Annotated in this window: 21 protein-coding genes; 5 read left to right on the top strand and 16 right to left on the bottom strand. The window is 61.7% G+C overall.

Going from position 1 to position 21,518, the window contains the following annotated elements; genetic code table 11:
• Window positions 1–74: 74 nt before the first annotated feature.
• Both IV109_RS08885 and IV109_RS08880 read right to left on the bottom strand, forming a co-directional pair.
• Window positions 75–1,337, bottom strand: a complete 1,263-nt coding sequence (locus IV109_RS08885) for a mechanosensitive ion channel domain-containing protein (RefSeq protein WP_296695002.1) — start codon at window positions 1,335–1,337, stop codon at window positions 75–77.
• Window positions 1,330–2,283: a histone deacetylase family protein gene (locus tag IV109_RS08880; protein WP_296695000.1), complete on the bottom strand. Its 954-nt coding sequence runs from the start codon at window positions 2,281–2,283 to the stop codon at window positions 1,330–1,332. Before IV109_RS08880 ends, IV109_RS08885 begins: the two co-directional genes overlap by 8 nt.
• Before the next feature lie 41 nt (window positions 2,284–2,324).
• Between IV109_RS08880 and IV109_RS08875 the strand changes: the two genes are divergently transcribed.
• From IV109_RS08875 to mltB, 4 genes are all read left to right on the top strand, one after another.
• Window positions 2,325–3,245: a MoxR family ATPase gene (locus IV109_RS08875; RefSeq protein ID WP_296694999.1), complete on the top strand. Its 921-nt coding sequence runs from the start codon at window positions 2,325–2,327 to the stop codon at window positions 3,243–3,245.
• Entirely contained in the window at window positions 3,242–4,192 is a 951-nt protein-coding gene (locus IV109_RS08870; protein WP_296694997.1) for a DUF58 domain-containing protein, read from the top strand. The genes IV109_RS08875 and IV109_RS08870 overlap by 4 nt, the downstream gene beginning before the upstream one ends.
• Window positions 4,186–6,198: a DUF3488 and transglutaminase-like domain-containing protein gene (locus tag IV109_RS08865; protein WP_296694996.1), complete on the top strand. Its 2,013-nt coding sequence runs from the start codon at window positions 4,186–4,188 to the stop codon at window positions 6,196–6,198. Before IV109_RS08870 ends, IV109_RS08865 begins: the two co-directional genes overlap by 7 nt.
• A gap of 158 nt (window positions 6,199–6,356) precedes the next feature.
• Window positions 6,357–7,286: a lytic murein transglycosylase B gene (gene mltB / locus IV109_RS08860; protein ID WP_296695727.1), complete on the top strand. Its 930-nt coding sequence runs from the start codon at window positions 6,357–6,359 to the stop codon at window positions 7,284–7,286.
• Window positions 7,287–7,311: 25 nt separating this feature from the next.
• Here the strand turns inward: mltB and hpaI are convergent, their stop codons facing one another.
• The 8 genes from hpaI to IV109_RS08820 are packed head-to-tail and all read right to left on the bottom strand — an operon-like array spanning window position 7,312 to window position 14,042.
• Window positions 7,312–8,124 carry a 4-hydroxy-2-oxoheptanedioate aldolase gene (gene hpaI, locus IV109_RS08855; RefSeq protein ID WP_296694995.1) on the bottom strand — a complete coding sequence of 271 codons (813 nt, stop codon included), beginning with the start codon at window positions 8,122–8,124 and terminating at the stop codon, window positions 7,312–7,314.
• 19 nt (window positions 8,125–8,143) lie between these two features.
• Window positions 8,144–8,905, bottom strand: a complete 762-nt coding sequence (locus tag IV109_RS08850) for a class II aldolase/adducin family protein (RefSeq protein WP_296694994.1) — start codon at window positions 8,903–8,905, stop codon at window positions 8,144–8,146.
• A 10-nt stretch (window positions 8,906–8,915) separates the two neighbouring features.
• Window positions 8,916–9,731, bottom strand: coding sequence for a 2-oxo-hept-4-ene-1,7-dioate hydratase (hpaH, locus tag IV109_RS08845; RefSeq protein ID WP_296694992.1), 816 nt, complete (start codon window positions 9,729–9,731; stop codon window positions 8,916–8,918).
• 3 nt (window positions 9,732–9,734) lie between these two features.
• Window positions 9,735–10,181, bottom strand: a complete 447-nt coding sequence (locus tag IV109_RS08840; protein ID WP_296694990.1) for a 5-carboxymethyl-2-hydroxymuconate isomerase — start codon at window positions 10,179–10,181, stop codon at window positions 9,735–9,737.
• Window positions 10,182–10,193: 12 nt separating this feature from the next.
• A complete protein-coding gene (gene hpaD, locus IV109_RS08835) occupies window positions 10,194–11,117 on the bottom strand; it encodes a 3,4-dihydroxyphenylacetate 2,3-dioxygenase (protein WP_296694988.1) in 924 nt (307 codons plus the stop codon).
• Between the two features lie 2 nt (window positions 11,118–11,119).
• A complete protein-coding gene (gene hpaE / locus IV109_RS08830; RefSeq protein WP_296694986.1) occupies window positions 11,120–12,577 on the bottom strand; it encodes a 5-carboxymethyl-2-hydroxymuconate semialdehyde dehydrogenase in 1,458 nt (485 codons plus the stop codon).
• A gap of 20 nt (window positions 12,578–12,597) precedes the next feature.
• Entirely contained in the window at window positions 12,598–13,365 is a 768-nt protein-coding gene (locus IV109_RS08825; RefSeq protein WP_296694984.1) for a fumarylacetoacetate hydrolase family protein, read from the bottom strand.
• Window positions 13,362–14,042, bottom strand: coding sequence for a fumarylacetoacetate hydrolase family protein (locus tag IV109_RS08820; protein ID WP_296694982.1), 681 nt, complete (start codon window positions 14,040–14,042; stop codon window positions 13,362–13,364). The genes IV109_RS08825 and IV109_RS08820 overlap by 4 nt, the downstream gene beginning before the upstream one ends.
• 96 nt (window positions 14,043–14,138) lie before the next feature.
• On the opposite strand from IV109_RS08820, the gene hpaR reads away from it, so the two are divergent.
• A complete protein-coding gene (hpaR, locus tag IV109_RS08815) occupies window positions 14,139–14,582 on the top strand; it encodes a homoprotocatechuate degradation operon regulator HpaR (RefSeq protein WP_296694978.1) in 444 nt (147 codons plus the stop codon).
• Window positions 14,583–14,628: 46 nt separating this feature from the next.
• On the opposite strand, the gene yghU is transcribed toward hpaR, so the two are convergent.
• The 6 genes from yghU to IV109_RS08785 form a co-directional block, all read right to left on the bottom strand.
• Window positions 14,629–15,504 (bottom strand): glutathione-dependent disulfide-bond oxidoreductase, encoded by an 876-nt coding sequence (gene yghU, locus IV109_RS08810; protein ID WP_296694976.1) that lies wholly within the window; start codon window positions 15,502–15,504, stop codon window positions 14,629–14,631.
• A complete protein-coding gene (locus IV109_RS08805) occupies window positions 15,497–15,658 on the bottom strand; it encodes a hypothetical protein (RefSeq protein ID WP_296694974.1) in 162 nt (53 codons plus the stop codon). The genes yghU and IV109_RS08805 overlap by 8 nt, the downstream gene beginning before the upstream one ends.
• A 16-nt stretch (window positions 15,659–15,674) precedes the next feature.
• The gene (locus IV109_RS08800; RefSeq protein WP_296694972.1) at window positions 15,675–16,544 is read right to left on the bottom strand and encodes an HDOD domain-containing protein; all 870 of its coding nucleotides are present in this window, start codon (window positions 16,542–16,544) and stop codon (window positions 15,675–15,677) included.
• 52 nt (window positions 16,545–16,596) lie between these two features.
• Entirely contained in the window at window positions 16,597–17,556 is a 960-nt protein-coding gene (locus IV109_RS08795; RefSeq protein ID WP_296694970.1) for an alpha-E domain-containing protein, read from the bottom strand.
• Between the two features lie 3 nt (window positions 17,557–17,559).
• Complete coding sequence (locus IV109_RS08790; RefSeq protein WP_296694968.1) at window positions 17,560–19,017, bottom strand: circularly permuted type 2 ATP-grasp protein; 1,458 nt, start codon at window positions 19,015–19,017, stop codon at window positions 17,560–17,562.
• A 66-nt stretch (window positions 19,018–19,083) separates the two neighbouring features.
• Window positions 19,084–21,504 (bottom strand): DNA internalization-related competence protein ComEC/Rec2, encoded by a 2,421-nt coding sequence (locus tag IV109_RS08785; protein ID WP_296694966.1) that lies wholly within the window; start codon window positions 21,502–21,504, stop codon window positions 19,084–19,086.
• Between the last annotated feature and the right edge of the window lie 14 nt (window positions 21,505–21,518).

Raw genomic sequence — 21,518 nt, 5'->3', positions numbered from 1 at the left:
TATCCTGTGCGGACTGCCACCTCTGTCACCGATGCAAAAAACTCGCAACATTCGATGAATTCGGCTGCAATCGGTCATGTGCGCATATGAACAACCCGTTGCGGATAGGGGATTTCGATATGGTTTTCGCGCAGGGCCTTCAGGATATCCAGATTGATGAGCGATTTGAGGCTGAGATTGCCCTTCTCGGGATCCTGAATCCAGAAGCCCACGGTGAATTCAAGTCCATCCACACCAAAAGATGACAGGGCCACGGTTGGCTCGGGGTCGCGCAGCACGCGGTCCTGGTTCAGGGTGGCCTGTTTCAGAAGGCGCATCACCAGATCCACATCGCTGTCATAGGCCACCGAAACCACGGTGGATTGCCAGACCCGAGCGTCGGCCAGGGACAGGTTTTCCACGCGGCTGGTGATCAGCATCTCGTTGGGCACGATCGACTCCCGCCCGGTGACCGAGCGAATGACGGTGTAGCGCGCATTGATCTGGGTGATGCGGCCTTCAAAGCCATCCACCCGCACGTTGTCGCCAATGCGCATGCTGCGCTCCGCCAGGATGACAAAACCGCTGACATAGTTGGCTGCAAGCTTTTGCAGGCCAAAACCCACCCCGACCCCGATGGCGCCGCCCAGAACCGACAGGGCCGACAGGTTGATGCCCACCGCCGACATGGCCAGGAGCAGGCCCACAAACATCAGAAGCGCACGCGTGGCATTGCTGACCGCCTTGCGCAGCGACAACTCGCCACCGGTGGCCGAACGCAATAGCCGCGCCTCCAGGGCCGACGAAATCCACAAGGTAAAAATCAGCACGGCACCCGCCGTCAAGGCACCCTCGATCATGGTGCGCACCGACAGCGTGGTGCCGCCAACCTTCCAGGTGATCTGATCGAGCTCCTCCAGAATCATCGGCAGCAACCCGCTGACCCACAACACCATGGCCAGCCAGGCCACCCAGGAAATGGTTCGCTCCAGCAGCCGGACCACGGGTGTTTCGCTGAACGCAGCCTGCAGCACCTTGACCCCAAGGCGGATGACCAGCAGGGAAATCAGAACAGGAATGGCGATTTTGAAGACGGCCAGCGGCAGCGACTTCATGAGCAGCGCCTTGGCCAGGTAGGCCAGGCACAGCAGCAACAATGGAAACAGCACGCCGTCAACAATTCGCCTGCCGAACAGGATGGAGGATTTGTCGTGCGAGGCAAGTCCGCGACCAAGCAGCGAGGCGATCGACCAGGCGATCAGCGCGCACACCACCAATGCCCCCAACTCCATCAGGGCGGTCGATCTGGTCAGTGCTGCAAGCCAGCTTTCCAGATCGGTAATGCGCGGATCAGACATCGGCCAGCACCCGCAGATGAGCCTCCACGCTGCGCCCCAGCGCGCTCAGGTTGTAGCCGCCTTCCAGACAGGAGACGATGCGCCCCTTGGCATGGCGCCGGGCTACATCCATCACGCGGTGGGTGATCCAGGCATAGTCCTGCTCGACCAAGCCCATCTGACCCATATCGTCTTCGCGATGGGCATCAAAACCGGCACTGATGAAGATCATCTCGGGGCGGAACGCCTCCAGACGCGGCATCCAGTTGCATTCAATCAGATCCCGAACATCCATGCCCCTGGTGTAGGCCGGCACCGGCAGATTGACCAGGTTGCTGGCATTCGACAGGCTTCCCCCCTCGGGGTAAAACGGGTGCTGGAAAAAACTCACCATCAAAATGCGCTGGTCGCCCGCGACGATATCTTCGGTGCCATTGCCATGGTGCACATCAAAGTCGACAATCGCCACCCGCTTCAGGCCGTGGCGTTCCACGGCGTACTTGGCGGCAATGGCCACGTTGTTGAAGAAGCAGAAGCCCATGGCCTTGTCGCGACAGGCATGGTGCCCCGGCGGGCGAACGGCGCAAAATGCATTCTCCAGTTCCCCGGCAATCACGGCGTCGGTCGCGGCCAGTGCGGCACCGGCGGCGCGCAAGGCGGCATCCCAGGTACTGACATTGAGGGATGTGTCGGGATCGACCTGGGCATGGGTGGGGCCACCGGCTTCAATCTCTTCCTTCAGCCCGTCGCTCAGACCCCGGATGGAGGCCACATGCATGCGGCCATGCGCCAGTTCAATATCGGTCAGGGGGGCAATAGGCGCCTCGCGCCGGTCCAGCGCCACGTCCAGGCCCGAGATGAGCAAACGGTCTTCGATGGCATCGAGTCGCTCCGGGCATTCGGGGTGACCCGCGCCCATTTCATGTTTCCAGCAATCGCGGTGGGTAAAGTATCCGGTCATAGTCACAGTGCGCGCCCGTCTCTCTTGTTTTCAGGTAACGTCATGCCATGGATGCACAACAAAAACTCAAATCACTGGTCGATCAGCTTAACACGGTGATTGTGGGCAAACCTGAGCAATGTCAAGATTGCGTGGCTTGTCTGCTGGCTGGCGGACATTTGCTGATTGAGGACGTACCCGGTGTCGGAAAAACCACACTGGCCCATGCGCTGGCCAAAACCTTCGGCCTGCAGTTCTCACGGGTCCAGTTCACCTCGGACCTGATGCCCAGCGATCTTTCGGGCGTTTCCATCTACGAGCGCGGCAAGGAAGCCTTCGTTTTCCACCCCGGCCCCATCTTTGCCCAGGTGTTGCTGGCCGATGAGATCAACCGGGCCAGCCCGAAAACCCAGAGTGCGCTGCTTGAGGCCATGGAGGAAAAGCAGGTCACAGTGGAAGGTGAAACCCGTGCCCTGCCCTCGCCTTTTTTCGTGATTGCCACGCAAAACCCTCATGACCAGCTGGGCACGTACGCTTTGCCGGAGTCGCAGCTGGACCGGTTTTTGATGCGCATCTCGCTGGGCTACCCCGACCGTGCCGCCGAGCGTGAATTGCTGGCCGGACATGACCGCCGCGAACTGGTGGACGCCCTGCCCAGCCTGCTCACGGCGCACGAGCTTCAGCTATTGCAGCGCAAGGTGCTGGATGTGCACGCCAGCGAGCCCCTGCTGGACTATGTGCAGAACCTGATTGCAGCCACCCGCACCGGACAATGGTTTTTGCAGGGTTTGAGCCCGCGCGCCGGGATCGCCGTGGTGCGCGCCGCCAAGGCACAGGCTTTGCTCAGCGGGCGCGACTATGTGGCCCCGGACGATGTGCAGGCCATCCTGCCGCAAACCATGGCCCACCGCCTGATTCCGGTCGGTGATGCAGGCCGTGGTGCGGTGGAACAGGTGCGCGCCATGCTGGACGCTGTGCCGCTGCCGTGAGTGTTTTCAATGTCCGGGAGCGACTTCAGCGCTGGTTCGAGGCCCGCTTGCCGCTGCGCGACACCACGGCCCTGACCCAACGCAATGTCTACATCCTGCCCACGGGCCCCGGCTTCATGCTGGGTGCCACGATCCTGGTGCTGCTGGTGGCATCCATCAACTACCAGCTCAATCTGGGCTATCTGCTGACCTTTCTGCTGGCCGGCAGTGCCGTGGTGGGCATGCATGTGTGCCACGGCACGCTGCGTGGATTAACGATGAATTTGATAGCGCCTGACGCCCAATTTGCGGGGGCCAGTGCCATTATTGGCATCAACCTGCAAAACCTGCGGCGCAGCATCCGGCACGGCATCGGGCTGGCCGTGATGGGATCGGACCACTGGGTTTGGACTGATGTGCCGGCGCAGGGCAGCGCCACCGTGCACATTGCCTTCAAGCCGGTGCGACGTGGCCTGCACCGGGTGCCAACGCTGACGGCCGAGACGCGTTTTCCGCTCGGTACCTTCAGGGTATGGACGGTGTGGCGCCCCGCTGCCCAGGTCCTCGTCTACCCGGCGCCGGAACCTTATCCACCGCCCCTGCCGCAGGGCGAGCCCCGGTCCGGTGGCGCGGCCTCGGCCCGGCAACAGGCCAGCGGCGAATACGATGGCGTGCGCGCTTACCGCAGGGGCGACCCCCTGAAACTGGTGGTCTGGAAAAAGACTGCCAAAGCCGACGAACTGGTCAGCCGTGACGCCCAACAGGTGCAGCGTTTTGAGCTGTGGCTGGACCAGCAGCACACCGGCACGGGCCATGCCGAGCAACAACTGTCCCGCCTGTGTGCCTGGGTGCTGATGGCAGAGAAGCAGGGGCTGAGCTATGGCCTGCGCCTGAGCGCGCAGGAAATCAAGCCGGCCAGCGGCGAGGGTCACAAGAGAAGATGCCTGGAGGCGCTGGCCCTATGCTGAACCGCCTGAGCAAACTGCCCCGCGACAGCCGCGACACCCTGTTCCTGCTGTTCGTGATCGCCTGGGTGCTCATGCCGCAGGTCAGCCAGCTGCCGATGTGGTGCAGTGCGCTGGCGGCGGCTGTGCTGCTGTGGCGGGGCTGGCTGGCCTTCACCGTCAAGCCCCTGCCTTCCCGGTGGTGGCTGTTGGCGCTGCTGATCGTGACCGTGGCGGCCACCCTGTTCACACACAAAACGTTGCTGGGGCGCGATGCCGGGGTGACCCTGGTTGTGGTGTTGCTGGCCTTGAAGACGCTGGAATTGCGCGCCAGGCGCGATGCCTTCGTGATCTTTTTCCTCAGCTTCTTCACGATGCTGACCAACTTCTTTTTTTCGCAATCGCTGCTCACCGCGGCTGCGATGCTGGTGGCCTTGCTGGGGCTGCTCACCGCACTGGTCAACGCCCACATGCCGGTGGGCAAGCCGCCCCTGTTGCAGGCCGCCAAAACCGCGGGCTGGATGGCGCTGCTGGGCGCGCCCATCATGGCGGTGCTGTTCGTGCTGTTCCCCCGGGTAGCCCCGCTGTGGGGTATTCCGAGCGACGGCATGGCCGGGCGTAGCGGCCTGTCCGCCACCATGCAAGTGGGCACCATCGCCAGTCTGGCGCTGGACGACAGCATTGCCATGCGCATCCGCTTTGAGGGTGCGCCACCACGACAGTCCGATTTGTACTTTCGCGGCCCGGTACTGTCGACCTTCGATGGGCGCGACTGGCGTACCCTGCGCTCCAGTTTCCCACCCCGGCTGCAGCCCACCGCCAACTTGCAGGTGCAGGGCGCGCCGATCCGGTACACGGTCACCCTGGAGCCCAACCACCGCCCCTGGCTGCTGGTGCTCGATGCCAGCCCGGCCAAACCCGTCCTGCCCGGCTTTGACGCCACCATGACCTCCGAGCTGCAATGGCAGACCGAGCGTCCAATCTCAGACCTGGTGCGCTACAGCGCCCAAAGCTACCCGAACTTCTCTCACGGCCCGGCAAAGACTGAGGTCGGACTGCAAGACTATGTGAATCTGCCGCCGGGCTTCAACCCCCGCACACTGGCCCTGGCTGCCGAGTTGCGACGCGACCCGGCCCTGGCCACCGCTGATCACGGCCAGCTGGTGCAAGCCGTGCTGCAACGCCTGCGCAGCGGTGGCTACACCTACACACTGGAACCTGGCGTCTTTGGCCAGCACACAGCCGACGAATTCTGGTTTGACCGCAAGGAGGGCTTTTGCGAGCACATTGCGTCGAGCTTTGTCATTCTGATGCGCGCGCTGGACATACCCGCCCGCATCGTCACCGGCTACCAGGGGGGCGACAGAAACACGGTGGACGGCTTCTGGACGGTGCGCCAGAGCGACGCCCATGCCTGGACCGAAGTCTGGCTGGCCGGACGTGGCTGGGTCCGGGTGGACCCGACTTCCGCCGTGGCACCGGGGCGCACCGGAAGCTTGCAGCGCTTGCAGGCGCCACGCGGCGCCATTGCCAGCGCCTTGCTGGGCAGCGTCAGCCCGGCTTTTGCGCTGAACCTGCGCGCCATGTGGGATGCCGTCAACAATGGCTGGAACCAATGGGTGCTGAATTACACCCAGGGCAAACAGCTCGACTTGCTGAAGAACATCGGTTTTGAATCGCCCAGCTGGGAAGACCTCGGTCTGGTGTTGATCGGCGTGGTAGTGGTTGCCAGCCTGTGCGCCGCAGCCTGGACCCTTTGGGAGCGCCATCGCCAGGACCCCTGGCTGCGACTGCTGGACAGGGCGGCGCGCAAGCTTCAGAAGGCGGGCGTGGCACTCGCCCCCCACAGCCCGCCCCGGCGCATGGCCGAGCAAATGCTGGAACAACTAGGCCGGAATAATCCGCAGGCAATGGCCCTGCACGACTGGCTGCTGCGCCTGGAAGCGCAGCGCTATGGCGCAAGCGGCGGCAAGCACGCCACCCTCGTTAAACTGCAACGCGAACTCAAACAACTGACACTGTCCCCGTGATTTCCAAGCCCTACCTCATTGCTACTATTTTTATAGCTACCTGTGCAATCGCCACGGGGGCCAGTGCAGCAAAAGCCTCCAAGAAAAAGCTGGCACACTCGCGACAAGCCCGCCAGCCGGCATTGCCAGGCCCGGCCTATGCGCAGCGCGCCGACGCCATGCAGGCCGCCGATGACATTGCCGCGCGCCGGGACCTGGACCCCCAATGGGTTCGCGCCACCCTGGGCCAGGCCCGTTACCTGCCCCAGGTGGCCAAGTTCATCCAGCCACCGCCCGCAGGCACGCCCAAGAACTGGGCTGTGTACCGCAGCCGCTTCATTGACCCGGTCCGCATTGCAGCCGGCGTCAGGTTCTGGCAGGACAACCGCGAGACGCTAGCCCGCGCGGAAGCCGAAACTGGCGTGCCGGCCGAAATCATCGTGGGCATCATCGGGGTGGAAACCATCTATGGCCAGCAGGTCGGCACCTTTCGCGTGATCGATGCTTTAACCACGCTGGCCTTTGACTTCCCAACCAACCACCCCCGAACCAAAGAGCGCACAGAGTTTTTCAAAGGCGAACTCGAACAATTCCTCAGCCTGACCCATCGCACGAGCGTGGACCCCTTGAGCCTGCGCGGCAGCTTCGCCGGGGCCATGGGCATGCCCCAGTTCATGCCGTCAAGCTGGGTGAAGTACGCGGTGGACTTCGATGGTGACGGCAAGGTGGACTTGTTCAACAGCGCAGCTGACGTGATCGGCTCGGTGGCCAACTATTTCAAGGCATTCAACTGGCAGCCCGGCATGCCCACGCATTACCCGGTGAGCTTTGACACCAGCAAGCTGGACAAAGAAGCCTTGCTCGCGCCCGATATCCTGCCCACCTTCAACGTGGCGGGTTTCGTCTCGAAAGGCGCAGTGCTTGAGGGCGCTGCCCTGCAGCACAAAGGCCCCCTGGCGCTGGTCGAATTGCAAAACGGCGACGCTGCGCCAAGCTATGTGGCAGGCACAGAGAATTTTTACGCCATCACGCGCTACAACTGGAGCAGCTACTACGCGCTGGCCGTGATCGAGCTGGGCCAGGCCGTTGCCGCCGCCCATCGCCGCTGAGGGCGAGTCTCCCCACAAACGCCGCTCAGTATCCCGTGCTCTGGCGCAAGGGCTTGGCTGAATCGGGACCGCGAAAGCTCTGCGCTAAGTCAGTGGCGGCGCGGACCAGCAAGGTGGTGTCCACCCCCACGGCGACAAACAGTGCGCCTGCGTCCAGGTAGATTTGGGCCAGCTTTTTGTCGGTCATCAGGATGCCGGCAGCCTTGCCCGCCGCGCGCACGGTCGCTATGCCGTCCAGAATGGCTTTTTGCACTTCCGGGTGATTGGGCTGACCGCGGAAACCCATGGAGGCGGACAGGTCGGCTGGACCAAAAAACACGCCATCCACATGCTCGGTGTGCGCAATGGCGTGCAGGTTTTTGAGCGCCAATGTCGTCTCGGCCTGCACCAGCAGGCACATTTGATCATTGGCATGGTGAACGTAATCTTCAATCTGGTTCCAGCGCGAGGCCCGCGCCAACGCAGCGCCCATGCCCCGGATGCCATCGGGCGCATAGCGCATGGCTTGAACCATGAGGGCCGCTTGTTCGGGCGTGTCAACCATGGGGATCAGCAGTGTCTGCGCGCCTACATCCAGGTACTGCTTGACCAGTGCCACGTCGGCTTGTACGGGGCGCACCACCGCCTGCACCGGATAAGGCGCAAGCGCCCGCAGCTGGTCGAGCACGGTGCGAGGATTGTTGGGACCATGCTCCCCGTCCAGCAACAGCCAGTCAAAACCGCAGCCAGCCAGGGCTTCGGCTACGCCGGTATCGGCGAAACCAACCCAGCAGCCAATTTGTGCCTGTCCGGCGCGCAGTGCATCGCGAAATGTGTTGTGTGGAATCTGCATGATCATTCAGGAGAAATAGATGCCGTCAGGCTCTGTAGCCAGGGTCAATGCGGTCGATCAAACGCTGCATGGCAGCGAACGAATCCTCACCCGCACCGAAGTTGAGGTTGAAGTTGAGCGAGTCTCTCACACATGCCTGCAAAGCAGCCTCCGATATGGGCTGGAGAACACCCAGCGCCTGCGAAGCCACCTGAATTTCGCAGGCGCGCTGCACCAGCCACATCAGGTTGAAGGCCTGTGCCAGCGTGCGGCCCATCACCACAGGCCCGTGGTTGCGCAACAGCAGTACACGTTTTCCGCCGGCGCTGGCCAGGATGCGCGTTCCTTCTTCGCGGTGTACCGTGATACCTTCAAAGTCGTGGTAGGCCACCTGGCCCCACAGTTGTGCAGCATAAAAATTGGTGAACGAGAGCCCGTCTTTCAGGCAGCACACGGCCATGGTGGGCGTGGTGTGCACATGCATCACGCAATGCGCATCGGGCAGCGTGGCGTGAATGGCGCCGTGAAAGGTGAAGCCCGCCGGGTTGATGGGCCAGTCGCTGTGGCCCATGATGTTGCCGTCCCCATCCACCTTGACCAGATTGGACGCCGTGACCTCGGTGTAGTGCAGGCCAAAGGGGTTGATCAGGAAATGCCCGTCTTCGCCGGGAACGCGAAGTGAAATATGGTTGTAGATCAGTTCGGCCCAGCCCAGATGGGCAAAGATGCGGTAGCAGGCAGCAAGCTGGACGCGCGCAGCCCATTCAGCCTCTGTGCAGCGAAGGGGGCGTATGAAAGCCTGGCTCATGGCACTCTCCTCAGACAAACTGAAAACGCAGGCAACCCAGCGGGCCGTAGTCAGCCTCGAAGGAGTCGCCCACCTGGGCAGCCACGGGACGGGTAAAAGAGCCGGCCAACACGACGTGCCCGGCTTTCAGCGTTTCACCCCAAGGCGCCAGCTTGTTGGCCAGCCAGGCGATGCCGATGGCCGGGTGACCTTGCACACCGGCGGCAAGACCTGTCTCCTCGACCACGCCGTTTTGCCGCAGGATGGCGCCGCACCAGGGCAGGTCCACACTGCGCGGGTCCACCTTCGCGCCACCCAGCACAATGCCGGCGTTGGCAGCGTTATCGCTGATCGTGTCAAACACCTTGCGCATGACCCTGGTGTGGCGGTCGAACTGTTCAATGCGCGCGTCGATGATCTCAACAGCCGGGGTCACGTAGTCAGTGGCCGCCAGCACCTGCGCCATATCCACGTGGGGTCCCTGCAGCGGGGCCTTCAGCACAAAGGCCAGCTCGACTTCGACCCGCGGTGCAATGAAGCGCGCGGCGGGAATGTTGAGCACCTGGCCCGGCGTGCATTCAAAGCGCATGTGGTCCAGCAAGGTACCGTAGTCCGGTTCGGTGATCTGGCTGGCGATTTGCATGGCGCGGCTGGTCAGACCGATCTTGTGGCCGATGACCTTTGCACCCGCTGCAATCTGCTGCGCCACCCAGGCACGGCTGATGCGGTAGCCGTCTTCCGTGGTGATGCCCGGAAAGCGCCTGGAGAAGTGCTCCACCTGCACCCCACTTTGTTGAGACTGCTGCAACTCGGCGGCAAGTTGTTCGATGACGGTGTTGTCGAGCATGGCTCACTCTTTCTTGAACAAGGGGTGCAGAGAACTGTTCTTGGCATCAAAGACTTCGGGGCCTTCGTCAATCTGCAGCGTGATACCGATGGGCCGTGCCGCCAGTTGCGGGGCGAAGTGCGCCTTGGCACAGGCCTCCAAGGCCCGGCCCACACCTTCATGCACAGCCGCGCTGCGGCCACGCCCCATGCGAAGGTTCAGGTACACAAACGCATAGTCACCGGATTGACCGGTGGCCAGGGCTGCAGCGCCACCGTCGGCCACGGCATGGTGGGCAGCCGGGTAGGCCAGCACGCGAACGCCACCGGGCGGAAACACCACCTCGCCAGCCTCGTCGCGTGCGCCCAGCATGGTGTCGGCCAGCGCGCGGCACAAAGCGCTCATGTCACTGCCGCCTTCCTGCGCAGGTCGATCAAGGTTGGCGGTGTAAAGAATGAGCAGGTGCGGCATGGCCGTGTCTTTCTACAAACGGCTGAAGGCCTGGTAGCCCGCAGCGGAGGAAGCCTGCGCGGGCGGGATCATCGCGCCACTGACGGGGGTGACCGGAAACACCGCATTGATCTGGCCGGTGCCCGACGCGCCGAAGTAAGGCGTGACAAGCTCTGCCCGCCCCTCGTACTCGGACCAACCGAGTGCGCCCAGCATCATGGCGGTGTCGTGCATGAAGCCTTCGCCATGTCCTTTGGATGCGTACTCGGGCAACATGGCGCAGAAATCACGCCACTGGCCGGTCTGCCACATGCCAAGCACATGGTGGTCCAGTTGCTCCAGAAAAGGACTCCATACCTTGAAGGCAAACTCCGGGGCCAGGCCGTTTTGCGCGAAGCGGTGGCTGAGCGAGCCACTGGCCAGAAAAGCGACCGTGCCGTCATAGTGATCTTCCACCGCTTTGCGCATCGCCCAGCCCAGGCGGGCGCTGTCGTTGAGGTAATGCGCAGTGCACAGCGCAGATACCGAGATCGCCTTGAAGTGCTGATCGGCATTCATGTAGCGCATGGGCACCAGCGTGCCGTACTCCGGGTTCAGCGTGGTGGTGTGGTGCGCCAGCGTCTCAACGCCGTGCTCCACGCAAACCCGGGCCAGCAACTGCCCCAGTGCGGGGTTGCCGGGGCACTCGAACGGCAGGTTGGCGATGAAGTGAGGCAACTCATTGCTGGTGTACAAACCCTTGAAGTGGGGCGCACAGTTCAGGTGGTAATTGGCATTGACCAGCCAGTGCGTATCAAAGACAACCATGGTGTCTACGCCCAGTGCGCGGCAACGCCGCCCAATTTCCTGGTGGCCGTCAATGGCATCCTGTCGTGTGCCTTTGCGCGGTCCCTCAAGTTCCGAAAGGTACATCGAGGGCACATGCGTGACCTTGGCTACCAGTGCGAGCTTTCCCATGATCAGACTCCCCAATGCGGAATGTGGTGCGACCCCATGGACACGGCCACGTTCTTGGGCTCCAGAAAAACTTCGTGGCTCCAGGTGCCACCTTCGCGCCCCGTGCCGCTGGCCTTGGTCCCACCGAACGGCTGGCGCAGGTCGCGCACGTTCTGGCTGTTGACGAAACACATGCCCGCCTCGATGGCGCCAGCCACCCGATGCGCCTTGCCCAGGTTTTCGGTCCAGACGTAGCTGGACAGGCCATATTGAATGTCGTTCGCCTTGGCCACGGCATCGGCTTCATCTTCAAATGCAATCAGACAGGCCACTGGCCCGAAGATTTCGTCCTGCGCAATTTTCATGCGGTTGTCCACGTCTGCAAACACGGTGGGCTTGACGAAGTTGCCCCTGGCCAAGTGCGCGGGCAGGTCCGGCGCGTCCAGTCCACCACACAGCAGTGTGGCGCCTTCCTGGGGTCCGAGTTCAATGTAGCTGCGCACCTTGGCCAGGTGAGCCTGCGAAATCATGGGGCCGATGATGGTTTTTTCATCGAGTGGATCGCCCACCGTGATGCGCTGCGCACGGGCAGCGAACTTGGCGGCAAAGTCTGCGTAAATGCTTCTTTGCACCAGGATGCGCGAGCCAGCGGTGCAGCGTTCGCCGTTGTTGGAGAAGATCATGAACAGCGCGGCATCCAGCGCGCGCTCCAGGTCGGCATCGGCAAAGATCACAAAGGGGCTCTTGCCGCCGAGTTCCATGCTGAACTTTTTGAGACCTGCGGCCTGCACAATGCGGTTGCCGGTGGCGGTGGACCCGGTGAACGAGATGGCCCGCACGTCCGGGTGTGCGCACAAGGGCTCGCCAGCATCCTTGCCGTAGCCGTGAACGATGTTGAGCACCCCGGCAGGAATGCCCGCTTCCATGGCCAGTTCGCCCAGCCGGGCTGCTGTCATGGGCGAGAGTTCGCTCATCTTCAGCACCGCCGTATTGCCAAAAGCCAGACAGGGTGCGACCTTCCAGGTAGACGTCATGAAAGGCACGTTCCAGGGCGAGATCAGTGCACACACACCCACAGGGTGAAACAGCGTGTAATTCAGGTGCGTGGGCGTGGGGTACGTGTGACCGTCCACCCGGGTGCACATCTCGGCAAAGTACTGAAAGTTGTCCGCCGCGCGCGGCACCAGTTGCTTGCCGGTCTGTGCAATGGATTGGCCCGTGTCTTTGGTTTCGGTTTGGGCAATCTCCGGCACATGCTTTGCAATCAGCTCGCCCAGTTTGCGCATCAGGGCTGCGCGCTCCGTAGCCGGGCGTCCTGCCCAGCCGGGAAAAGCCGCCTTGGCAGCCTGCACCGCCATGTTCACCTCGGCGGCGCCACCGGCGGCCACTTCTGCGAGCACCTCTTGCGTGGCTGGGTTGATGGTTTCGAAATACTGGCTGCCGGTGACGGGTTTGCCGTTGATCAGGTGTTCAATGCGCATAAAAATATTTCTCTGAAAAATCAGCGGCCGAAGACTGCATCGCCGACGATGTCATTGACGAGTCGTCCTATGCCCTCAATTTCGGTGACGACTTCGTCCCCTTCGCTCACATTGACCACGCCCTCGGGCGTGCCGGTCAGGATGACATCGCCAGATTGAAGTGTCATGAAGCCACTGAGGTATTCGATCAGCGCTGGAATGTCGTTGACCATGTTCGAGGTATTGCCCTGTTGCGTCACCCGGCCATTGACCAGGGTGCGCAGGGTGAGCGCGTGCGGGTCAGCAAGCTCCGATGCGGGAACAAACCACGGACCTAGCACCGTTGCACCATCACGGTTTTTGACGCGCAGGTTGGGCCGGTACCAGTTCTCCAGATAGTCACGGATGGCGTAGTCGTTGCAGACGGTGTAGCCGGCCACGTGGTCCATGGCCTGCGCACGCTTCACATTCTTTGCGGTCTTCCCAATGATCACGGCCAGTTCGCATTCGTAATGCATGAAACTCACGCCGGCCGGGCGGCGCGTTTGACCACGGTGCCCAATGAGTGAGCCACGACTTTTCAGAAAAACCAGCGGCTCGTCTTTGGCACTGACGGTGAGTTCTTTGCTCAACTCCTTGAGATGGTCGGCGTAGTTCAGACCCAGCGCGATGATGGTGCCCACCTCAAACGGGGGCAACCACACAACCTCGGACTCCTTCACCACACGCCCATCGGCCAGGCGCAAGCCTTCAGCATGGGGCACGGCTTCGTGAATACCACCCGAGTAGGCAACACGTGCGAGTTTCATGACAGCAAGCCCTCCGGCACCAGCGTGAAACCCAATTCACCGAGACCTTCCATGGCAATCCGAATTTGCTGGCCTGCACGGGCACGGGGTGCGTGTGCACTGGCGCCCAGCATGAGCACGTCACCCGCAGCGAGCGTCATGAACTCGGACACATCGGCAATCAATTGGGCGACCGGGCGAATGCGCTCACTGGTGCGGGCGCTCTGCACCAGCACGTCATCCACCCAGATATGCACGGCGAGATTGTCTGGAGCCGCGACCTTGTCGCGCGACACTACTGTCGGACCCATGGGGCAAAACCCGTCGCGCGCCTTGAGCCGGACCGACGGACGGTAAAACACCTCATGGGGAATGCTGATGTCGCACACGATGGTGTAGCCAGCCACACAGTCCAATGCTTCGTCGGGTGTCACCCGGCATGTCGTACGACCCATGACAATGCCCAGTGTCGCGCCCATCTCCAGTTCCGATGCATCTGCCGGAACCGCCACTTTGGCACCGTCGCCCGCCAGGCAGTTGCGCGGCTTGATATACAGCACGGGTGCCACCGGTGGCATGTTGTAGGGCAGCAAATGCGCCGCCGCGTCAAGGGCCTGCAATGCAGGAGCATGGTTCAACAAGATGCCCACCACAGTACCGGAGAGTCCACAAGGACGAAATCCAGCATCAGGTGCCATGTGGGTGTTCCTGCGGTCACTTTTAATCGTTAACATGTTAGTATTCTACGAACATCAACGTGAAAAGGTCAATCTCAAAATGGCGTTATCTTTGCCATGAAGAATCGAGAGATGCATCTGAGGCAGCGCAATCTGCCCTTGCTGATGCTGCAAGCCCGTGAAGCGGTTTTCGAGCGTTTCAGACCCATCCTTGCAGAGGCTGGACTGACGGAGCAGCATTGGCGCATCATTCGCGCCCTGTTGGAAAATGGCCCTTTGGAGCCGCGGCAGATTGGCTCTATCTGCTGCCTCTCAAGCCCCAGCCTGGCCGGTATCCTGGCGCGCATGGATGCTCTCGAACTCGTGCACCGAGAGCGCCTGGCGCATGACCAGCGGCGCGTGCTGGTGTCAGTCTCCGGCAAGGGCCGGGAAATTGCCAGCCAACTGGCACCTGCTATCCAGGGTGCCTATGCCGAATTGGAGAAACAGTTGGGAAAGCAGGTCACCCAGGATCTGCACGCCTTGCTTGATCTGGTGATTTCCAGACTGAAGGGCGGCTAGTGCGCCGCATCGGGAATTGCATGTCCAGCGATCAATCGACGTCGTTTCAGCTTGACGCCTGAAGCTTGTCCTGGGTCTTGGTTTCAAAATCGCTGGCGTCATGTCGCTCGGGCAACTGGCTGGTGGGCTGGCCCCAGGTGCGGTTGACCATGCGGCCACGTTTCACGGCCGGACGCTGGGCGATCTCGTCGGTCCAGCGCAGGATGTTCTTGTACTCCTGAACCTGCAGGAATTCGCCCGCTTCGTAGAGCTGGCCCTTGGCCAGGGCGCCGTACCAAGGCCATACCGCCATGTCGGCAATCGTGTAATCATCCCCGGCCAGGTAAGGGCTATCCGCCAAGCGCCGGTCGAGCACGTCGAGCTGGCGTTTGACCTCCATGGCGAACCGATCGATCGCATACTCGATCTTTGTCGGCGCATAGGCATAAAAGTGGCCGAATCCCCCGCCAAGGTAGGGGCCGGCGCCCATCTGCCAGAACAACCACGACAGGCATTCGGCGCGCTTTGCCCGGTCTTTCGGCAAGAAGGCGTCAAAATTCTCGGCCAGATACAGCAGGATGGCGCCGGACTCGAACACCCGGATCGGGGTGGGTCCGCTACGGTCCACCAGCACCGGGATCTTGGAATTCGGATTGGCCGCCACAAAGCCACTGCTGAACTGCTCGCCCTCATTGATACGAATCAACCAGGCGTCGTATTGCGCACCGCCATGACCCAGCGCCAATAGTTCTTCCAGCATCACCGTCACCTTCACGCCATTGGGCGTGGCCAGCGAATAGATTTGCAAAGGATGCCGGCCCACTGGCAGATCTTTGTCATGGGTCGGTCCTGCGATCGGTCGGTTGATGCTTGCGAACCGGCCGCCACTCTCCTTGTTCCAGGTCCAGATGTCAGGCGGTGTGTAGACGGACGAATCATTCATGCGGTGAACTCCAGGCATCGGGCACCCGCACGGAAAAGCCGTGCAGCCATGCATGGACAAGACTGTACTGGATATGCCAAGCTGCGTTGGGGTCGACCAACTGAACAGCACCCCCACTTGCTGCTTTGGCGATCGGCGATGGCGCAGCGGCCATCAATGTCGCTCCAAAATCACACCAAAGCCACGCTCTCAAAAACCGGATGCAAGGCGTCAACCCAGCTGTCCACTTCATGGTCATTGATCTGCAGATAGGCCAGGCATTCAGCGCCATGGCGCTCCCATTCCTTTTGTTCTTTCACGCCTTCGTGCATGCCGACCAGGTGTTCGGCAATGGCGGCAATGGCGACGAGATTGCGCACATCGGCCGGAATCGTTGTATCGCGCAAGGCAGGGAAATCGTGGTGCAGACGCACCGCAATCGCGATCACAGGCGGCAGACGCCAGGTCTTGGCAACAATGGCACCCACCACAGCGTGGTCGGTACGGTGCGCAGCGTTCTCAGTCTGAGTGAATGTTCGGTCCTGCCGCGCCATGGCTTCGGCCAGTGTGCCGGCGTAGCCTTTGACCCCTTGCATCATCACCGGAATGCCTACATGGCAAAACAGGCCGCAGGTTTGCGCCACATCAGCGTCCACGCCGTAGAGCTGGCGCGCAATGTAAGCCATCGCCAGTGAACGGCGGGTGGATGATTCCCAGAAGTGTTCCAGCAGCGGTGAATTGACCTGGATGGCGTTGCGGGTCAGAAAGCCGGTCAATATCGAAACCGTCTGCCCAACACCCAGCATGGCCACGGCCTCGGCCACGGTGGCCGCCGGGCGAGAACGGGAATACAAGGGGCTGTTGGCAATGCGGAGCAAGGCGGCCGCCATGGCCACATCGCCACCGGCAATTTGGGCAATCACACCCGGGTCAGGATCCCCCTGACTGACTTCGCGCCGCAACTCGGCCAGCAGCTCCGGGCACGGCGGGATGATGATGTCACGCACTGGGCCCTGGGTTCTGGCGATTTCGAGTTCCCGATTGATGTCTGCCACTGTCATGCGTTCGTCTCCTGACAGGGATTATGCTGAAAAAACTTTCAGCACTTTGACATCATGCGGTGGAGGGAATCAGGAAATCTCGGCTGATGTGCGCCCCCAAGTCATTAACCCGGTCCAAAAACTGGGTGAGGTAGGCGTGCAAACCGGTCGCCAGAATTTCATCAATACGGCCGTATTTGAGCTCTGAGCAGAGTTTTCCCGCCCTGCGGTGGGTTTCACCGGACTGGTCGTTGGCGACCATGGCCAGGTTGCTGACGACTTCGTTCAGACTGGCGTGCAGGGAGCGCGGCATATCGGGGCGCAGGATCAGCAGTTCGGCCACGCGCTCGGGTTTGATGACGTCGCGGTAGACCTTGCGATACACCTCAAAGCCCGAAACACTGCGCAAAATGGCGCTCCAGTGGTAGAAGTCGTATTCCTGGTCTTTCTCGTTGGCGATGCCAAAGAAATCGCTTTGCACCGCATGGAACTTCACATCGACCAGGCGCGCCGTGTTGTCGGCTCTCTCCAGAAAAGTGCCCAGGCGCATGAAGTGCAAGGCCTCGTCCATCAGCATGGTGCCCACGGTGACGCCACGCGACAGGTGCGAACGAAACTTGACCCACTCAAAGAATTGCGCCGGATCGCGTTCGAACTCACCGGTCTTGATCATGCGCTTGACCTCCAGCCAGGTCTGGTTTTGTGTCTCCCAGACTTCGGTGGTGAGCGTGCCTCGCACCGCCCGCGCGTTCTCGCGAGCGGCACTCAGGCAAGACAGGATGCTGGAGGGATTGCTCTCATCCTTCACCATGAAGTTCATCACATCGCGCGCGGTGACTTCGCCGTGCAATGCGGTGTACGCGGGCAAGAGTTCGCTGATGCTGAGCAGGCCCTGCCAGCCCATCAAAGCCACGCCATCGGACTGCGGCAGCAGGGAGGTCTGGTAGTTCACATCCAGCATGCGGGCGGTGTTTTCGGCCCGCTCGGTATAGCGGGACATCCAGAACAAATGATCGGCAGTGCGTGACAACATGGTTCAGACCTCCAGTATCCAGGTATCTTTGGTGCCGCCGCCCTGCGAAGAGTTGACGACAAGCGAGCCCTCCTTGAGCGCCACGCGCGTCAGTCCACCGGGCACCATTTGCACGGTCTTGCCGCTGAGCACGTAGGGCCGCAGATCGATATGGCGCGGGGCAATACCGCTTTCCACAAAGGTGGGGCAACTCGACAAACTCAGCGTGGGCTGCGCGATGTAGCCGCTCGGATTGGCCAGCACCGCCTTGCGGAAATCCTCAATCTCTGCCGCTGTGGCGGCCGGCCCCACCAGCATGCCGTAACCACCGGCCCCATGCACTTCTTTCACGACCAGGTCTTTGAGGTTGGCCAGGGTGTAGGCCAGGTCATCCTTGTTGCGGCACATGTAGGTTGGCACGTTGTTGAGGATAGGTTTTTCGCCAAGGTAAAACTCGATCATGCGGGGCACATAGGGGTAAATGGACTTGTCGTCCGCCACGCCGGTGCCGACCGCGTTGCAGATGCTCACATGACCGGCGCGGTACACATCGAGCAGACCCGCACAGCCCAGTGTTGAGGTGGGACGAAACACCTTGGGATCGAGAAAGTCATCGTCAACCCGGCGGTAGATCACATCCACCCGGCGGGGTCCACGCGTGGTACGCATGTAAACAAAGTTGTCTTTGACGAACAGGTCCTGCCCTTCCACCAGTTCAACGCCCATTTGCTGCGCCAGAAACGCATGCTCGAAATAAGCGCTGTTGTGCATGCCGGGCGTCAGCACCACCACGGTAGGCTCCGCCGTGGTGGCGGGGCTGCTGGCGCGCAGGGTTTCCAGCAGCAAGTCAGGGTAATGCGCGATGGGCGCCACGCGGTGTGCATTGAACAGTTCGGGGAAGAGGCGCATCATCATCTTGCGGTCTTCCAGCATGTAGCTCACGCCGCTGGGCACCCGCAGGTTGTCCTCCAGCACGTAGTATTCGCCCTCGCCCGCTGCGTTGGACGCGCGCACAATGTCGATGCCGGAAATGTGCGAATAGATGTTGTTGGGCACGTCCACGCCCATCATTTCAGGGCGGAACTGCGCGTTGTTCTCAATCTGGTCACGTGGCACCACACCGGCCTTGATGATCTCCTGGTCGTGGTACACATCATGGATGAAGCGGTTGAGCGCCGTCACCCGCTGCACCAGACCGCGCTCCATCAGCGCCCACTCTTGGGCCGCAATGATGCGGGGAATCAGGTCAAACGGAATCAGCCGCTCGTTGCCGGCGCCGTCTTCGTCCTTGTCACCATACACAGCAAAGGTGATGCCGACACGGCGAAAGATCATCTCGGCCTCTTCGCGCCGCTTGGCCATGGTGTCGCCAGGTTGGCGGGCCAGCCATTCGTCGTAGATCTTGTAGTGATCACGGATCTGCGCCCCATGAGTAAAAAACTCGTAGGGCAACTGGGTGTACATCTCGTCGAATTTCCGCATAAAGGATTTCTCTCCTGTTACACACAGCTTAGCAAGCTTTGCGCCAACCTGGGCTTACTGCACGTTTCAGGGTGGGCGGTGATGCCAGTAGCGCAAAGACACCGTTCTCTGGCATTGAACATCTTTGGGCCGTGTTGACTGCCATGTTGCCGCACCACAGTGGGGCGAATCAACAATTTGTATCTGTCTCTCGGCGTAACGCACCAAAACGGGTTCTGCCGGGTGGCCGTAACGGTTGCGATAGCCCGATTGCACCAGCGCGATCTGCGGCTGCACAGCATCCAGAAAAGCCGCGCTGCTGGAAGTTTTGCTGCCGTGGTGCGGCACCAAAAGCAGATCCGACTTCAAGTTGCCCTCCCGCGCCACCAACAGATCTTCTTGTGGGCGCTCAATGTCGCCGGCCAGAAGGGCTGAGGATGTGCCGTTGGAAATCCGCAGGGTGCAACTCATGGCGTTGGACTTGTTGCCGGCGTCGTAATCAGCCGCAAGCGGATGCAGCACTTCAAAATCGACGCCATCCCAGCGCCAGTGCTGCCCTGCGATGCAGCGGGTTGCCTTGCGCACGCTCTGGAGTTCATGCTCGTCCTCCATCGAACTCAGCAACTCTGCCTTGGACTGCATCGCCAGCACTGCCAGCGCGCCACCCACATGGTCCATGTCCCGGTGACTGAGCACCAACCTGTCCACGGAAAGGTCCAACGCACGCAGCAGCGGCACCAGCACACGGTGCCCGGCATCACTTTCACGGCTGAAACGCGGCCCGGTGTCATACACCAGTGCGTGGGTGGCGGTGCGCACAATCACGGCGTTGCCCTGCCCGATGTCAGCCGCCAGCAACTCGAACTGTCCATCCATCGGGCGCGGTGCTTGCCACAGCAAGATCGGCAGCATCAGGGGCAAGCCCGTCAGCCGCAGACGCCAGGGCAATTGCATGGCCAACACAATGCCACCCAGTACCGCAAAGGCGCCCGCCCACACGGGGGCCTGGGCGACGGAGACGGTGGCGAATGGCAAGGCGGCCAAAAACTGCAGGTAGCTGGCCAGTGCGGCCATAGCCAGCGCAGCCAGGTCCCACAGCGGTGGCGCAAGCGCGCCCAGCATGGCCAGTGGGGTGATGACCAGCGTCACCCATGGAATGGCCAGTGCGTTGGCCACCAGGCCCACCACAGACACCTGGCCAAACAGCAGCAGGGTCAGCGGCGTCAAGGCCAGTGTAATCACCCATTGCTCCCTGAACATGGCACAGATATGCCCTCTGGCCCCCGTCGCATCTGTTTTCTTCGCTCCTGAATCTGTAGCAAATAGCACCCCGACAGCGACAAAGCTCAGCCAGAACCCGGCTTGCAGCAGCGCCCAGGGGTCCACTGCCACCACCACCGCACAGGCCAGCAGCCAGACATGCGGCCAGGGCCAGCGCTTGCCCGACAAGCGCAAGAGCCCCATGGTGGCCAGCATCAGCACCGTGCGCTGCGCAGGAACACCCCAGCCACTGAACAGCGCATAGGCCGTCGCCAGCAACGCACCCCCCACCAATGCCGCACTAGGTGCTGCAACCCAAAGGCAAAGCCACTCGGAGCGACGCCAAAGCCAGCCCACCAGAAGCGCGGCAGCCCAGGCGAACATGGTGATGTGCAAGCCCGATATCGACATGAGATGCGCCACGCCAGTGGCACGGAAAATATCCCAGTCGGCTCGGTCAATGGCGTTTTGGTCGCCCACCACCAGGGCGGCGATCAGGCCGGCGTACTTGCGCTCGCTGACCCGCTCGAAAATCAGATCGCGCAAGTGCTGGCGTGCCCGCTCGACCCCATGCCATCCAGTTTGTGCCAGCCGCTGCGGCGCGGGGTCTTTGGGACCGGCGCGCACATAACCGGTGGCTTGCAGGCCCTGTTCCCACAGAAACAACTCGTAGTCAAATCCATGCGGGTTGCGCGCACCATGTGGCGCTTTCAAACGCACCGTCAAGCGCCAGCGCTCACCCGCCTGGATGGCGGCAGGCTGGCGCTGCAGCTCTGCAGCCACGCCGGCACCACCACCCCAAACTCCCGAATACCAGCCCAGGTCAATGCGGGGAGGCAGCCGGGTGGGTCGATCCGCGAGTTGTGCCGACTCCACATCCAGCCGGAAACGCAGGCCGGACTCATTGCGCTGCGGCATGGCTGCGACCACGCCCGTGACCACCACATCGCGCCCCTCAAGCCCGCTATCCAACGCGTCAGCGAGGAAGGTCGACGCACGCCACCCTGTCGCGCCAAAGCCCAGCAGGCCCAGGGCCAGCGCAGCCAGGCCGATCCGCCATGAAATTGCGATGGATTTCGAAGCAGCCAATGCCCATAAGATCAAAGCCATGAGCACAAGACATGCAGAAATCCAGGATGAATAAAGTGCTGTCTGCTGCAACTGCAACGCGGTGCCAGCCACAAGGCCCAGCAAGGCCGGAAAAATGAGCCGGGCCTTTCCTTCGCTGCTGTACGGTTCGTTTTGCATGCGCTGGATGCTAA

Source organism: Rhodoferax sp. (assembly GCF_018780565.1).
In the GTDB taxonomy this organism is placed as follows: Bacteria; Pseudomonadota; Gammaproteobacteria; order Burkholderiales; family Burkholderiaceae_C; genus Rhodoferax.
This window is presented reverse-complemented; position numbering and strand designations above follow the sequence as displayed.

Excerpts from the sequence above, each read along its gene's own strand:
- IV109_RS08795 (WP_296694970.1), bottom strand. The coding sequence starts at position 17,556 with ATGTTGTCACGCACTGCCGATCATTTGTTCTGGATGTCCCGCTATACC.
- hpaH (WP_296694992.1), bottom strand. The coding sequence starts at position 9,731 with ATGCTCGACAACACCGTCATCGAACAACTTGCCGCCGAGTTGCAGCAG.
- yghU (WP_296694976.1), bottom strand. The coding sequence starts at position 15,504 with ATGAATGATTCGTCCGTCTACACACCGCCTGACATCTGGACCTGGAAC.
- hpaI (WP_296694995.1), bottom strand. The coding sequence starts at position 8,124 with ATGATCATGCAGATTCCACACAACACATTTCGCGATGCACTGCGCGCC.
- IV109_RS08805 (WP_296694974.1), bottom strand. The coding sequence starts at position 15,658 with ATGGCCGCTGCGCCATCGCCGATCGCCAAAGCAGCAAGTGGGGGTGCT.
- IV109_RS08850 (WP_296694994.1), bottom strand. The coding sequence starts at position 8,905 with ATGAGCCAGGCTTTCATACGCCCCCTTCGCTGCACAGAGGCTGAATGG.
- IV109_RS08825 (WP_296694984.1), bottom strand. The coding sequence starts at position 13,365 with ATGAAACTCGCACGTGTTGCCTACTCGGGTGGTATTCACGAAGCCGTG.
- hpaD (WP_296694988.1), bottom strand. The coding sequence starts at position 11,117 with ATGGGAAAGCTCGCACTGGTAGCCAAGGTCACGCATGTGCCCTCGATG.
- hpaR (WP_296694978.1), top strand. The coding sequence starts at position 14,139 with ATGAAGAATCGAGAGATGCATCTGAGGCAGCGCAATCTGCCCTTGCTG.
- IV109_RS08885 (WP_296695002.1), bottom strand. The coding sequence starts at position 1,337 with ATGTCTGATCCGCGCATTACCGATCTGGAAAGCTGGCTTGCAGCACTG.
- IV109_RS08800 (WP_296694972.1), bottom strand. The coding sequence starts at position 16,544 with ATGACAGTGGCAGACATCAATCGGGAACTCGAAATCGCCAGAACCCAG.
- IV109_RS08790 (WP_296694968.1), bottom strand. The coding sequence starts at position 19,017 with ATGCGGAAATTCGACGAGATGTACACCCAGTTGCCCTACGAGTTTTTT.
- IV109_RS08865 (WP_296694996.1), top strand. The coding sequence starts at position 4,186 with ATGCTGAACCGCCTGAGCAAACTGCCCCGCGACAGCCGCGACACCCTG.
- IV109_RS08840 (WP_296694990.1), bottom strand. The coding sequence starts at position 10,181 with ATGCCGCACCTGCTCATTCTTTACACCGCCAACCTTGATCGACCTGCG.
- IV109_RS08820 (WP_296694982.1), bottom strand. The coding sequence starts at position 14,042 with ATGGCACCTGATGCTGGATTTCGTCCTTGTGGACTCTCCGGTACTGTG.
- IV109_RS08875 (WP_296694999.1), top strand. The coding sequence starts at position 2,325 with ATGGATGCACAACAAAAACTCAAATCACTGGTCGATCAGCTTAACACG.
- hpaE (WP_296694986.1), bottom strand. The coding sequence starts at position 12,577 with ATGCGCATTGAACACCTGATCAACGGCAAACCCGTCACCGGCAGCCAG.
- mltB (WP_296695727.1), top strand. The coding sequence starts at position 6,357 with ATGCAGGCCGCCGATGACATTGCCGCGCGCCGGGACCTGGACCCCCAA.
- IV109_RS08785 (WP_296694966.1), bottom strand. The coding sequence starts at position 21,504 with ATGCAAAACGAACCGTACAGCAGCGAAGGAAAGGCCCGGCTCATTTTT.